Origin of the sequence: Paenibacillus sp. FSL R7-0198 (assembly GCF_038000415.1) — a bacterium.
Classification (GTDB): Bacteria; Bacillota; Bacilli; order Paenibacillales; family Paenibacillaceae; genus Paenibacillus.
Window position 1 is genome coordinate 5,609,735 of record NZ_JBBOCB010000001.1, and the last position, 15,148, is coordinate 5,624,882.

The following is a 15,148-nucleotide window of genomic DNA, read 5'->3' on the forward strand; positions in this document are numbered from 1 at the left end:
AAGCTGATTTGCCTATTGGGTGAAACGGCTTCGTTTTTGTGCTGTATTCTGGAACTAATTCGAGGTTTTTTTTAAAATAATTTCCATTCGACACTTTCTCCGATTGACTCTCTTCTATAAACTTGTCTATGATAAAAACAGACTTGCAAAAGAGGCGGAGCAAAAAATGTTCGTGTTTGGGAATAGGAGAAGGTCAGAATGGGACAAACGTATATGATTTTCCGGATCGACTGTTGGTTACCGGGAATAGACCAGCTTGAGTTCCGGCCATGCCATCCATATTTTCGGCTCAGCCCCCCAACGAAAGGGCACCGGTAATGAAAAATAAAATCGGCCCTTCCTGTTTCTGTGATGATATGATGTCCGAATGGCAAGTTTATCATTTACGTGAAAAGGAGGAACCTGACATGATTAGTGAATTTCAGGATACAGTGCCTCAACCAACGGATGGATTCCCGCCTGTGCATCTGGATAACAACAAGTACGAGAATGTACTGGAACATCTGGATAGCGGTATTATGTTGTTTGACAGTCACGGTGTATTGACGTTTATTAACGTTCAGATGGCAAAGTTGTTGGAACTTCCAAGAAGTCTGTTGAGCGGCTGCACCCTGATGCAAATGCTGCATCATCCACAGATGAGCCGATTCAAGAAAAAGAAAATTTTACGAATCTATCGGGAAACCATTTTTCACCGTAAGCGCTATCATGAATTGATTGATGAATACGGAAGGCATTGGCTGGTTACTGTGACGTACGGTGATCAGATGGATGGCGACTTCTTGTTCAGCGTCAAAGATGTATCTGATTATAAACAAATTGAACAGACCGCTTATCAAAATGACAAACTTGCGATGCTGGGGCGAATTTCAGCATCTATTGCTCATGAAATTCGTAATCCGTTGACTGCAATCCGTGGGTTCATCCAACTGCTCAGGCCCCATTTGCTGCAGCTCGGCAAAGACGAGTACGCTCGAATCATACTGACGGAGATTGATCGGGCGAATGACATCATCTACGAATTTTTGAATTCTTCCAAACCGTCAGCTCCACAGAAGACCGTGATATCCGTCGACTCTTTGCTCAAAGAGGTGGTCTTGCTGACCGAAAGCGAAGGTTTGATGAAGGGATGCGAGATCGTACTGGATGAAGGGGATGCCCCGTTGAATGTGTCCATTGATGTCAAACAGATTAAGCAGGTTATTTTGAATATGGTGAAAAACGCAATGGATGCCATTGAGGAAGTCGGCGAAGAACATACGGGTCTAATTCGAATATCTACCGCCACGGAAAACAAGTTCGTGCAGATCTCCATCGCGGATAACGGTCATGGGATGGACCATAACACGCTTGTACGTCTGTTTGATCCATTCTTCACGACCAAGGAGAGCGGAACGGGGCTTGGACTCTCGGTTAGTTACCGAATCATCAAGAACCATGGAGGCACCATCTCTGTGGATAGCAAAAAGGGCGAAGGCACGCGGTTTATGATTATGTTACCCTTGGTATATTGAGAAAAGCGGGGAGTTAAGGAGTTGGTCATTTGCCAACTCCTTTGTTTTATGTTGCCAATAACGGTTATAGTTAGTAATGAATGCGAATACATAAGCTCCATAGCGGAAGGATGAGATGCAGATGGAAATCCAAGGAATGGAACGAATGAATCAACAATTGATGGATCACGTGGGACAAGTGATTGTGGGAAAAGAGCATACCATAGAACTGGTGATGACAGCGATCATAGCGTCAGGACATGTGCTGCTGGAGGATGTACCGGGTACCGGGAAAACGATGCTTGCCAAATCGGTAGCCTCTTCATTGGACTGCACATTCCAACGGATACAGTTCACACCGGACTTGCTGCCCTCGGACTTAACAGGGATTCATTTTTTTAATCAAAAAGAAGGGGATTTTGAGTTCCGACCCGGCCCCTTGTTTGCCAATCTTGTACTAGCCGATGAGATTAACCGGGCTACACCGCGTACACAATCAAGCTTGCTGGAGTGCATGGAAGAGCGCCAGATCAGTATCGACGGTTCAACGAGACAACTGGAACGGCCATTTATCGTTATTGCTACCCAGAATCCTATAGATAACCAGGGAACTTTTCCACTACCTGAAGCTCAGATGGATCGTTTTATGATGAAAATTCGTATGGGTTATCCAAGCAGTGAAGAGAGTGTAGAAATTTTGAGACGTACGGTAGCCAGTCGTTCTGTTGATGATCTCTCGGCAGTGATCAGTCGTGAAGAACTTTTGAAGGCGCAGGATACGTATAAAACAGTGCAAATCAACGAAGATTTGTTACGATATATCATTCAGTTAACCGAAGCGACAAGGCAACATCCCGAGCTCTCGCTTGGCGTAAGTCCACGAGGGGCTCAGGCATTACTTAAGGCAAGTCAGGCCTGGGCTGCACTGCATGGCAGAGACTTTGTTTTGCCTGATGATATTAAAGTTCTGGCGGAACCTGTGCTGGCCCATCGACTGGTATTTCGTAATCGGATCAGACAACAAGAGGGCTTGGCGGAGCGTATCATCCAGGAACTTCTGAATCAGACAGAAGTGCCTACGGAGAATCTCGCTACAAGCGGGCGTTAATCTTATGGCATTATTATGGCTTGTCCTTGTTGGAGGCATTGTCGTTGTTATACATGGTGTGTGGTTTGGACGACCTGCACTGCGAAAACTCAAGTACAGCAGACAATTCAGCAAGCTGCGTTGTTACGCTGGAGATGAACTTGAGATGGTGGAGACGATATCGAATGAGAAACGAGTCTCCGTACCGTGGCTCAGACTTGAATCGATGATGCCAGTGTCGTTTGTATTTCGTTCCGGCTCAGGAATGGATATTAGTCAAGGAGAAATCTATCAGAACCATAAGAGTATTTTTACGTTAAAACCGTTTACTCGTATTACGCGCAAGCATCCTTTTACATGTACTCAGCGTGGGATTTATCCATTAAATACAGCAACGATGACAGGTGGGGATCTCTTTGGTGTGTGGCGTTCCACCAAACCGATTCCTTTGCAAATGTCGATGATCGTGTATCCTTCATTAGTGAATGCAGAGGATCTTCCTGCAATTTATCAAGTATGGCAGGGAGAAGTGGAAGTATCACGATGGATCGTTGAAGATCCTTTCTTGATCCTGGGTGTTCGGCCTTATGGTGCAGGCGACCCCATGAATCGTATTCACTGGAAAGCGAGTGCACGTACAGGTGAATTACAAGTCTACAAACAGGGATGGACGGCTGATCCGCAATCCTGGATTGTAGTGAACATTCAAGAATCAGCAGATATGTGGAGTGTGGTTACTCGACCGGAAAAGATTGAACGTGCACTCCGATACGCTGCCACGGCTGCAGTGGATGCCATCGGTAGAGGGTTGCCGGCAGGCTTCGCCCATAATGGTTATCATGTGGGTGGAGGCCGCGATACACTTCGGATTGAGCCGGATTATGGCACGCCCCATCTGGAACGGTTACTGGAAGCTATGGCTGAGACAGAGTTGAAATGCATGGTGCCCATGGAGCAATTCCTGAATGATGAAGTACGTCTGAATGAAGAAGCGCAGCAAATCCGCAGCTATCTGCTGATTACATCCTATGTATCTGCCGCTATGGAGCACGAGATTGCACGTCTGCACGAACAAGGACATCGTGTAACGATTCTCCCGGTAGAGGAAGTGAAGGGTAATACAAAGGCGGTGAGTGCATGAGGAGCAGACAGGAAGCGACGACCAAAGGACTCATAGCGATGCTTGCCGTCTTGATGGCGGGCATATACCTTTTTCCCATATTTACGATCACTTCATTCTACGCAATGGAACATTTGCTGTTCACATTATTCATCCTGGTCGTTTTTGTAGGTTGGTTGGGACAGTTCATTCAGCATAAAATTCCAGGTTTTAGCGAGAAGAGTACATTCATTCGTGGAGTAACGGCACTCTTCATAGGATTTCTCTTCGCACTCGTTGTTGGGATGAGCCTCATTCTCCCGTTGCCGGATATCATCACATTGGTACTGTGTGGAGTCATCTCGGCTTATGCAGGTCTGACCTTCCAGCCAGTCTTTCATTCTGTGTTGTTATGGCGCTTGCAGATTATGGGTGTAATCAGTGCGATCGTGCTTATGATTGCTTCGAACTCGCTGGAATTCATGCAGCCGATACGAACCTATACCCTATGGATCTATGTTGCGGGAGTGATCAGCTTTGCCTTTTGGCTGGTGGGACGATATATGCTGCAACTGGATCAGGCAATACTCAATGACGGCAAGAGAAGATTGGTATTAAGAGATTTTGCACGTGCGAATCATCAGCGGTTCATGTGGATGTTTATTGTTATCGTTGCAATCGGTGCTTTCCCAAGCCTGGCTGCCTGGCTGGGGCCGCTACGTGACCGCTTGCTTGCATGGATCAGGGGATGGTTTGGTGCGATTTCCGGTGAGGAGCCTCGATTACCAATGGACAACCCCAATCAGCCGTTAAATTTACCGAATGACTGGAGAGAGCCGCCATCCGAGCCCTCAATCTTTTGGAACATCCTCGGTTGGGTAGTGATGTGTGCTGTAGCAGGAGCAATCCTGTGGCTGCTTCTGAGGTTGGGACAAAAAACGATAAACAGACTTATGGACCGATTCAAGGGGATGTTACAACCAGGTGAAAAGAAGGCAGAACCACGGACGGAGTATATCGATGTCAGTGAGACGCTTGATGCGCCAGCAAAAGTCCGAAAGAATTGGTTTCGGAAAAAAGAAGCGCCACCTGCGCAGGATGCTGAACGTGTTCGCTATTACTACCGGACTTGGATTGAAAGAGCCGCTCATCGAGGCGTGGAAATACAGGGCACGCACACTCCACTGGAGGCTGCACAGACCATTATTCAGAATGGTGTGAAGGTAGAAGAAGATGAGCTGTCTGCGAGATTGCCAGATACGTATAATGCCGTCCGTTATGGAGAGAAAGCTCCCGATCGTTCCGATATGGTTGAGATTGACCGAATCTGGAGATCTTATCGAAGTAAATAAGTCCGGAATCCCTTTACTTTTCTTGTCACGTTCAAGTATCATGAGAGGAATACACAAGTTGGTCAGAAAAGGAGCAGACATTAATGAAGACAAATCATTGCAAAATTGTAGATTGTACGATCCGTGATGGCGGATTGGTGAATAATTGGGACTTTAGCGTGGACTTTGTTCAACAGCTATATGCTGGATTGAATGAAGCTGGCGTTGATTATATGGAAATTGGATATAAAAACTCTCCGAAGTTGCTTAAAGGCGCCGAGGAAGCAGGACCATGGCGTTTCCTGAACGATGATTTCCTGCGTAAAGTTATTCCTCAAAAAGGAAATACCAAACTGTCTGCTCTGGTTGACGTAGGTCGTGTGGACGAAAATGATATCTTGCCTCGCAGCGAGAGCATGCTGGATCTGATCCGGGTTGCCTGCTACAGCAAAGATGTGGACAAGGCACTTGCACTGGTTCAAACATTCCACGATCGTGGATATGAAACTACACTTAATATTATGGCACTCTCCAATGTTATGGAGAATGAATTGCTGGAAGCATTTGAATTGATCAAAGAAAGCGCTGTGGATGTTGTTTACATTGTAGACTCCTACGGTAGCTTGGACCATAATGATGTGAAATATCTGGTAGAGAAGTTCAAGACTCACTTGCCTAACAAACGTCTTGGTGTTCACACACATAATAATATGCAACTTGCGTTTTCTAACACATTGGTTGCGGCGGAACTTGGCGTTGAGCTGCTTGATGCTTCTGTGTATGGTATGGGCCGTGCGGCAGGTAACTGTCCAACCGAATTGCTCGTAGCTCATCTGAAAGGAACAAAATACAATCTGCGTCCAGTACTTGGTGTATTGGAACAGTTGATGGTTCCACTGAGAGAAAAAGAAGAATGGGGTTACATTCTGCCTTACATGATTACAGGTGCGTTGGACGAGCATCCACGTTCAGCGATGGCGATTCGCTCATCGGAAGACAAGGATAAGGTTGTTGATTTCTATGATAAATTAACAACACCAGAAGTGAATTTTGATAAGTAATATAGTCTGAAATACAGTTGCAAAATAGGAAAACATGGACTCTAACGGGAGATCCATGTTTTTTTAGTTCTTAATGCCTTGTTTTTCTCTATATTTATGAATAAATATTCCTAGGAGTGACTATTTTTTAGTTCACGTATACAAAATTAAATGTTATTATGTACCAGATAGCATGTGTATGCATGTGAATTGAACGTTGGTTAATATGTTTTTTTGTCGAATCGTGTAGTAAGCTGTTAAGTTTGGTTAATGTAATTCAGGATAGGTGATCCCGGGAAGGAAAACACGGCATGAAGGTTAATCTGCAAGATCAGAGAAAAATAAGTTGGGTCGCTGTATGCGGCTTATTGTGTTTCCTCGCAAGTCAATGGTTTCGTTCTTCTTCAAGCTCTGATCTGACCATATCGGGTTACCCGGTTTTGACACTCTTGGGTGGATTTGCTGCGGCAGCAGCTTGTATCGGCATCTATAATCAAAGCTGGTTGTTTCGGACACAGAAGCTAACTCTTCGGAGAACATTATTGACAACACTCTTTTTATTGATTGGTCTGTTTGAACTGGTTCATATCGTTTCATTTGCAGAAGAGATTCCAAATGGAGCCATGATGGAATCGGAGTTCTCCTTAATGATGTCAACCATGGGATCTTTGGTATGTTCCGTAGGTTTACTGCTCGTGTATACCTTAAATGAGAAAGAAATTGCATTACCACGCAAATTCTTACTGTTCAGTGGGACATTGGGTACCTTTGTTATTTTGTACATACTGGCTATTCAGGAATGGAGTATGTTGCCTAGTATGCTTGATGGGGATGTGCTTGGTGGAATCTTCACCCGCGTTCATTTTATGGTTGGATTGCTCTATGGCATGATTGCAGTTCTTTTGTTTGTACAATGGAAAAAAACCAAAGATGGTGATCTACCAACCATTCTGTGTGGCATTCTGTGTTTCTTTTTTGGTGAATGTTATTTTGTTTCAGCAACTGGGGTGAACGACCTCAATTTGCTGTTAGGATTGCTGAGTAATTGTATGGCATATTTTTTCATTCAAAAAGGGCTGTATACGTCCGTAGTGGACACACCTTTCCTGCAACAGCAGGTCGCGGAAGCCAAGATGAACTATATTGCTCATCATGATGATGTAACGGGACTTCCAAACCGTCGTCGCCTTTCACAGCGGTTGAAAAAGATGATGGATGATGCCGTGGTGCAGGAACAGCTTGTTGGTGTACTGGTCCTGAATATTAATCGATTCAAGACCATTAATGATTCGCTCGGACAGCAAGCAGCTAACCGGGTTTTGCGTCAGGTAGGTCAACGACTGAAACATTCGTCACTTCCAGGAGAAGAAGTCTTTGGATTGGGAAGAGATGAGTTTGCATTAATGATGACAGATTTCAGTTCAACCGATACAGCGTTGCGTCGGACAAGATCCATTTTGCAACTTTTTGAGAAACCCGTCTTGGTTGATGGCAATGAGTATCATCTTACACTTGGGATCGGGATGGCCATTTTCCCACATGATGGTGAGTCACCATTGGAGATTATTCAGAATGCCGATACGGCTCTGCACAGTGCAAAGGAACAAGGAATGGAACTGAATCGTTTTGCCCATGCGATGCAGATGAAGGCACAGGAGCGTTTGCAGCTTGAGAATGATCTGCGCAAGGCGTTGGATCGAGGTCAGTTCTACCTGGTCTACCAGCCGCAGGTTAATCTGCAAAGTGGGCTAATCGTTGGCATGGAAGCATTGGTGCGTTGGCAGCATCCGCAGCGAGGCTCGGTATCTCCGGCGGAATTTATTCCTCTGGCAGAAGAGAGTGGGCTCATTGTGCCACTTGGTGAATGGGTGCTTCGTGAAGCGTGTGCACAGAACAAACAGTGGCAGGAAGCCGGTTATCGTAAACTGTGTGTTTCGGTAAATCTGTCGATGAGACAATTCAGACACTCCCATTTGTTGGACAATATCAATGGCATTCTCAAAGAGACAGGACTAGAGCCTGTATGGCTTGAACTGGAGATTACAGAGAGCATGACATTTGATAAAGATCGGTCATTCGAACAATTGCGCAAAATCAAAGAAATTGGTGTGCATATCAGTATTGATGATTTTGGAACGGGATACAGCTCGTTGCACTATCTGAAGGATCTGCCGATTGATCGACTCAAGATTGACCGTTCATTTGTCAATGAAGTCATGGAGGACAGCAATAACGCTGCGATCGTATCTACCATCACTTCAATGGCGCATCATTTACAACTGAAAGTGACAGCTGAGGGTGTGGAGAACGAAGATCAGATGGTCTTTCTTCGCAATCAACACTGTCACGAGGCTCAGGGTTATTTCTTCAGCAAACCGATTAAAGCCGCTGAATTTGAAAAGCAGTTTTTGAGAGATGTGGATAAGCCTACAGGATAGGAAACAGCGGGGGTGCGAGGGTACTCCTGCTTTTTTAAGATGGGTGCGTAATGAAAAAAATGGGAAATATGACTTGCATGCTATAGAGGATCATGGTATATTATTATTTGTAAAATCATTGTTAAATTCCTAAGGAACTTAACAATTAAATGTTCAATCATGCGGGTGTAGTTCAATGGTAGAACTTTAGCCTTCCAAGCTAATAGCGTGGGTTCGATTCCCATCACCCGCTTAACGAAGTAGTACCGGAGTCCTTGCGATGCAAGGGCTTTTTTTATTGCGCTAAAGGAAATCCCGTGGTAACAGCGAGCAGAAGGTTGTTCTGTTTTCGTAGTTACGAGTAGTAAGTATTCTTTAGTGTAATTTATATACCCTTTGCTTTTTTACAATGATCTGTTACAATAACGGAGAAATTGATACTACACATGAATGAGAGGTAACCATACGTCCCATGAAGTAAAACACATGAATTGAACCCCAGTTAACTGCAGACGGTTTTATAACGCAGTCAGCCAGAGCGGCTGAGCAATGAGGGGATTCGTGTGTCCAAATTCAGCTATGGGAAAAGGTATGGAGCAAGTAAGCCTTGAAGGTTTACGTGTACCCTGTATTTTGGGTTTCTTTGTTCATGCCGTAGCTTACCTTAGATCTGTCTTTGAATGCTTGATCCAACCCTGAATTGCCAAACCGCCGGCTGATGCCAGCGGTTTTTTTTGTTCAGCAAAAAGGATGCAGGAAGGATGAGGCCTCATGATGACATTGGTACGCTTACATGAAGTATCAAAAGAGTGGAACGGTAATGAATTGTTTACAGGATTGAATTTGGAGATTAATGAGGGCGAACGACTCGCCATTTTGGGTCGAAACGGATGTGGCAAGACAACGTTGTTACGCATCATTTTGGGTGAGGAGCATGGTGGCGGACGGATAGAACGTCATATCCCTCAGCAGGAATGGGGGTTCATGCGCCAGCGCTCGGAGATTGAGGCCGGGATGAATGTACTGGATGCGGTCCGGCGTGAGAGCGGTCAGATCTATGAAGTAAAACGGAACTTGGAAGAACTGGAACAACGTCTGAGCATCAGCACTGAAGCGGATGAAGAACTGCTTGCAGCTTATACACAAGTGATGGAGCAATATGAACAGTTGAACGGTTATATGTGGGAGACTGAGGTAGAGAAAGTACTGACTCGTCTTGGATTATCCGCAGAGCATTGGAATAGACCCTATCATTCCTTGAGCGGTGGACAAAAAACAAAGGCTCGTTTGGCGGGGCTGCTTGTCAGCAAACCCAAATTCCTGATCCTGGATGAACCTACGAATCATCTGGATGAGGGAAGCATGCGCTGGCTTGAAGAGTGGTTATCCTCATATGAAGGTACGCTGTTATTTGTATCACACGATCGTACGTTTATTGATCAGGTAGCAACAGGCGTCATTGAGTTCAGTCCAGATGCCCTGACCAAATACAAGGGCGGATACTCCGACTACAAGCTCCACAAAGAGCGTGAATTACGCGAACAGGAAACGATCTACCGCAGGCAGGAATTGGAACGTAAGGCGCTGGAAGAAACGATTCGAAATTATCAGGAATGGTTCCATAAAGCGCATAATTCGGCGACTGATGTGGAGGTGAAGATCACCCAGAGCTTCTACAAAGCCAAAGCCAACAAAAATATTTCACGTTACCATGCGAAACAAAAGCAGCTGGAACGTTTGGAGCGGGAACGGGTGGATAAACCTCGTGAAGCTGCAAAGTTGAACATGGAATTACAGATGAATCCACTGGCTGCACGCCAGCTGCTTGCGCTGGAAGAGGTGAGTTTTTCATATACGGGAGAAAAACTATTGCTGCGTGATCTTCGAATTACTGTGGAACGTGGAGATCGGCTTGCCGTACGAGGCCCTAATGGAACGGGCAAGACAACACTGTTGAAGTTGATGATTGGTGAGCTGGAACCTTCGCAAGGCAAGGTCACACGGCATCCACAGCTGAGAATCGGTTACTTTTCACAGGAGCTGGAAGGGCTACCCGAGAACCTGACGCTGCTGGACAGCTTGCTTACCCTTCCATCCATGACACAAAGTGCGGCACGTACCATTCTGGGATGTTTCCTATTTTCCAGAGATGATGTGTTCAAGCGCATTGGGGATTTGAGCATGGGGGAAAAGTGTAGAGTGGCATTTCTGAGACTGTATTTTGGCGGAGCGAATTTGCTGGTGTTGGACGAACCGACAAACTACCTGGACATTGATACCCAGGAAGTCATGGAGAATGTATTAAAACAGGCTTCAGGTGCTTTGGTGCTTGTATCCCATGACCGGATGCTGACAAAGACACTCGCGAATCGGTTATGCGATCTGGAGACTGGTGGCACAGCAACTCTGTTTGAAGGAGGTGTGTCGGATTGGGAGCAGTCCACCAAACTTCGGGAGGTGGCGCTGGAGACCCGGGAATCCGATGATGAGCGGTTACGATTGGAGATGCGACTATCGGAGTTGCTGTCTCCTGTAAGCACTGCTGGAAAAGACAGTCTGACACAGCCCGAGCATTCGAATGAGCGAGCAGTCGAGGCAGCTGAGATTCGCGAAATCCAGCAGCGCCTGAAACAATTGAAAGATAAGGGTGCAAGCATAAATTAGAAGATGGACGGCTTGCTATTTCAATCTATTTTGCATATAATTATGAACGATCATCGATGATTACATCGATATGGGTAAACTAAACAAACGTGATGATGGAGATAAGTAAGCAGTGCCTCTGTACAGGGAGGAAACGCCGTAGATTGAGAGCGTTTCTGTAGAACAAGGCTGCCGAAATTCACTCCGAAGCGGTTCCCTGAACCTGTTTGTGTGTAGACACAGAGGCAACAGTAGGGGCAAACGGTTAACGGTCGTTATTCCGTACAAAGTGAGACAGAACCGGTTGCAGGCCAGAAGGGCCACGCAGCAATGGATGTCTAACAAGGGTGGTACCACGGTCTTTTCGTCCCTTCAGGGGAGAGAAGGCCTTTTTTTGTTGCAAAAACACCACAAAAAGGGGGCAATTACACATGAAAGAACGTTTAGAGGCATTGAAGATCGAAGCGCTGGAGCAGTTGTCTGGTGTGAATGATCCGCAGACGCTCGGTGATCTGCGTGTAAAGTATTTGGGGAAAAAGGGTGCATTGACTGAGATTTTGCGAGGTATGGGTGCACTTAGTGCAGAGGAACGTCCGGTTATTGGTCAAGTAGCCAATGATGTTCGGGCTGCCATAGAGGAAGTTATCGACAGCAAGCAGGATCAGTTCCAGAAGGAAGAGACAGCGAAGCGTCTGCAATCCGAGAAAATTGATGTAACTCTGCCAGGACGTCGTGGACGCCAAGGCGGACTGCATCCACTGACCAAAGTGGTACAGGAGATCGAAGATATTTTCATCGGCATGGGATACCGCATTGCGGAAGGTCCTGAGGTCGAAATGGATTATTACAACTTTGAAGCATTGAATCTGCCGAAGAATCACCCGGCGCGGGATATGCAGGACTCCTTCTATGTTACCGAAGACTTGTTGATGCGTACCCATACGTCTCCGGTTCAAGTACGTACCATGCAGAGCATGAAGGGCGAAGTGCCTGTTAAAGTCATCTGCCCAGGTAAAGTATACCGCCGTGATGACGACGATGCGACGCACTCTTTCCAATTCAACCAGGTTGAAGGATTGGTCATCAGCGAAAACATTCGTATGAGCGATCTGAAAGGAACCCTACTGCAATTCGTGCGCGAAATGTTCGGTTCCCATACGGAAATTCGTCTTCGTCCAAGTTTCTTCCCGTTCACGGAGCCAAGTGCGGAAGTGGATGTAACCTGTGTACAATGTGGCGGCAGCGGCTGTCGGGTATGTAAGCAAACAGGCTGGCTTGAAATTCTGGGCGGCGGTATGGTTCACCCGAAAGTACTGGAAATGGGCGGCTATGATCCGGAGAAATACAGTGGTTTTGCATTCGGAATGGGCGTAGAGCGTATCGCGATGCTGAAGTATGGAGTCGATGATATCCGTCATTTCTACAATAGCGATCTGACCTTCCTGAAGCAATTCGGACGGCTGTAACTTTAAGACAAGAAAGATTAACCATATAGAGCAAGCGAATGAACCGGGAACACCAATTTATAGATGAAGGAAGTGAACGTCCATGAGAGTATCGACAGATTGGCTGTCTGATTATATTTCCCTTGAAGGTGTGACGCCACAAGAATTGGCGGAGAAAATCACCCGTGCGGGTGTCGAGATTGATGTAGTGGAGAACCGCAACAAGGGCGTGAATAAAGTTGTTGTAGGTTATGTGAAGAGCAAGGAGAAACACCCCGATGCAGACAAACTGAATGTATGTGTCATCGATGCCGGCCAGGAAGAAGATCTGCAGATCGTGTGTGGTGCGAAAAATGTGGATGCAGGCCAAAAAGTAGTCGTAGCCCTGGTTGGAGCGAAGCTCCCTGGTGGATTGGATATCAAAAAAGCCAAACTGCGCGGTGTTGTCTCCCTTGGCATGATCTGTTCCGCCAAAGAGCTGGGCATGAACGACAAATTGCTGCCGAAAGATCAGCAGGAAGGTATTCTCGTTCTGCCAGAACAAACAGAGGTTGGTACGCCAATCAGCCAGGTTCTTGGTCTCGACGATCATGTGCTTGAACTGGACCTGACACCAAACCGTTCCGACTGTCTCAGCATGCGTGGTGCGGCTTATGAAGTGGGGGCGATCCTGGGTCGTGAAGTGAAGCTGCCGAGTCCCAAAGACCAACTGGTTGAAGTTGGAGATGCAGCTGCGAATCATATCTCTGTAGAGATTAAGGCACAGGAGCAATGCAGTCACTATGCAGCTCGTTATGTAACCGGCATTAAGCTGGGGGCTTCCCCGCTGTGGATGCAAAACCGTCTGATGGCGGCAGGTGTTCGCCCAATCAATAACATCGTTGATATCACGAACTATGTCATGCTGGAATACGGTCAACCGCTACATGCATTCGATGCGGATAAGTTGGAAAAGGGTCATATTGAAGTGCGGATGGCCAACGAAGGCGAAACGATTGTTACGTTGGATGGCCAGGAGCGTAAGCTGGAGCCGCACATGTTGCTCATCACGGACGGCGTGAAACCTGTAGCCATCGCTGGGGTTATGGGTGGCGAGAATTCCGAGGTATCGGAAGGCACGGTGAATCTGCTCTTGGAGTCCGCCAAGTTCGACGGCGGAACCGTTCGGAAAACGTCGCGCCAACTGGGGCTGCGTTCCGAAGCAAGCATGCGTTTTGAGAAGGAAGTAGACCCGGGTGCGGTCATTACGGCTTTGGATCGTGCGGCTGAACTGATTCAGCGTTATGCTGAAGGTGATGTGCACCAGGGAATCGTGGAAGCTGGAGCAGAAGCTGCGGAGAAACGTGTGATTCAATTGTCGCTGGACAGACTGAATCGTTATCTGGGAACTGATCTGTCTTTGCTTGAGGTGAAAACGATCTTCGCTCGCTTGCACTTTGCATGTGGTGATGCTGATCAAGGATTGCTGGATGTGGAAGTGCCAACACGCAGAGGGGATATTACGCTCGATGTAGACTTGTTTGAAGAGATTGCACGCCTGTACGGATACGACAACATTCCAACCACATGGATTGAAGGACCGACAACTCCGGGGGCATATACACGCTCTCAAGCGATGCGTCGCACCATTCGTGGATTGCTCTCAGGCAGTGGCTGGCAGGAAATGATCAGTTACTCCTTTGTACACCCGGATAAAGCGACATTGTTCCCGGCATTGACACAAGGCAGTAAAGCCGTGAAACTCGCGATGCCTATGAGTGAGGACCGCAGTGTGCTTCGTACGAGTATTTTGCCGCAAATGCTGGATGCAGCGGTGTATAACATGAACCGTAAACAGGATTCACTGGCTGTATTTGAAGTGGGCAATGTGTTCTTCACCGAAGAAGATCAGTTGACCAAGCAACCGCATGAGATCCCAGTACTGGGGCTGCTGCTCACCGGGAATCGTGCAAGCCAGCAGTGGAATGTTGGAGCGGAGAAAGTAGACTTCTTCGATCTGAAAGGTGCCCTTGAGCAACTGTTCGCTTATGTAGGTCTGGAACAACGCATTCGCTTGGTAGCAAACAGCCCTGAAGGATTCCATCCGGGACGTTCCGCATCGGTTTACCTGGAAGGCAAAGATGGCGGGGAAGGCACTCTGATCGGTACATTGGGTCAATTGCATCCGGAACTGCAACAGCAGTATGATCTGAATGATGTGTATATCGCAGAGATTGCACTTGAATCAATCTACAGTGAAGCGGACGCTGATATTCGTTATCGTGAACTTCCGCGTTTCCCGGCTATGGAACGTGATATCGCAGTTGTTGTGAATGAAGATATTGAAGCTGGAGATATGCTGCGCGCCATTCGTGAATCGGCGGGTGAATTGTTACAAAACGTACAGGTATTCGATGTGTTTACTGGCAGTAAACTGGGTGAAAACAAGAAAAGCGTGGCAATGGCCCTGGTGTACCGGAATCGTGAACGTACACTTACCGATGAGGAAGTTACTGAAGTTCATGCCCGTGTAGTGGCTCGTCTGGAAGAGCAATTCGGAGCGGAATTGCGTAAATAGGACAGAAGAAGATTTTTTGAACAAAGATTAGCAGGA

The 15,148-nt window shown here is 46.7% G+C and carries 9 protein-coding genes and 1 tRNA gene; all 10 read left to right on the forward strand.

The features are described 5' to 3' along the window. The first annotated feature begins 407 nt into the window (after window positions 1–407). On the forward strand, window positions 408–1,514 hold the full coding sequence (locus MKY87_RS24625; protein ID WP_338592902.1) for an ATP-binding protein: 1,107 nt from the start codon (window positions 408–410) through the stop codon (window positions 1,512–1,514). 121 nt (window positions 1,515–1,635) lie between these two features. After that, entirely contained in the window at window positions 1,636–2,601 is a 966-nt protein-coding gene (locus MKY87_RS24630; RefSeq protein WP_340966625.1) for an AAA family ATPase, read from the forward strand. Window positions 2,602–2,605: 4 nt separating this feature from the next. Continuing rightward, entirely contained in the window at window positions 2,606–3,721 is a 1,116-nt protein-coding gene (locus MKY87_RS24635) for a DUF58 domain-containing protein (protein ID WP_339784964.1), read from the forward strand. Further along, window positions 3,718–5,031: a DUF4129 domain-containing protein gene (locus MKY87_RS24640; RefSeq protein ID WP_339784963.1), complete on the forward strand. Its 1,314-nt coding sequence runs from the start codon at window positions 3,718–3,720 to the stop codon at window positions 5,029–5,031. Before MKY87_RS24635 ends, MKY87_RS24640 begins: the two co-directional genes overlap by 4 nt. 83 nt (window positions 5,032–5,114) lie before the next feature. Then, window positions 5,115–6,071: an aldolase catalytic domain-containing protein gene (locus MKY87_RS24645; RefSeq protein ID WP_047842252.1), complete on the forward strand. Its 957-nt coding sequence runs from the start codon at window positions 5,115–5,117 to the stop codon at window positions 6,069–6,071. A gap of 290 nt (window positions 6,072–6,361) precedes the next feature. Next, a complete protein-coding gene (locus MKY87_RS24650; RefSeq protein ID WP_338592911.1) occupies window positions 6,362–8,488 on the forward strand; it encodes a bifunctional diguanylate cyclase/phosphodiesterase in 2,127 nt (708 codons plus the stop codon). Between the two features lie 161 nt (window positions 8,489–8,649). Beyond that, window positions 8,650–8,720: transfer RNA gene (locus MKY87_RS24655), tRNA-Gly, on the forward strand. Between the two features lie 518 nt (window positions 8,721–9,238). Further along, window positions 9,239–11,131 (forward strand): ribosomal protection-like ABC-F family protein, encoded by a 1,893-nt coding sequence (abc-f, locus tag MKY87_RS24660; protein WP_340966628.1) that lies wholly within the window; start codon window positions 9,239–9,241, stop codon window positions 11,129–11,131. 410 nt (window positions 11,132–11,541) lie between these two features. Then, window positions 11,542–12,576 carry a phenylalanine--tRNA ligase subunit alpha gene (gene pheS / locus MKY87_RS24665; RefSeq protein WP_124113690.1) on the forward strand — a complete coding sequence of 345 codons (1,035 nt, stop codon included), beginning with the start codon at window positions 11,542–11,544 and terminating at the stop codon, window positions 12,574–12,576. 82 nt (window positions 12,577–12,658) lie between these two features. Continuing rightward, window positions 12,659–15,112, forward strand: a complete 2,454-nt coding sequence (gene pheT / locus MKY87_RS24670) for a phenylalanine--tRNA ligase subunit beta (RefSeq protein ID WP_340966629.1) — start codon at window positions 12,659–12,661, stop codon at window positions 15,110–15,112. The last annotated feature ends 36 nt before the right edge of the window (window positions 15,113–15,148 follow it).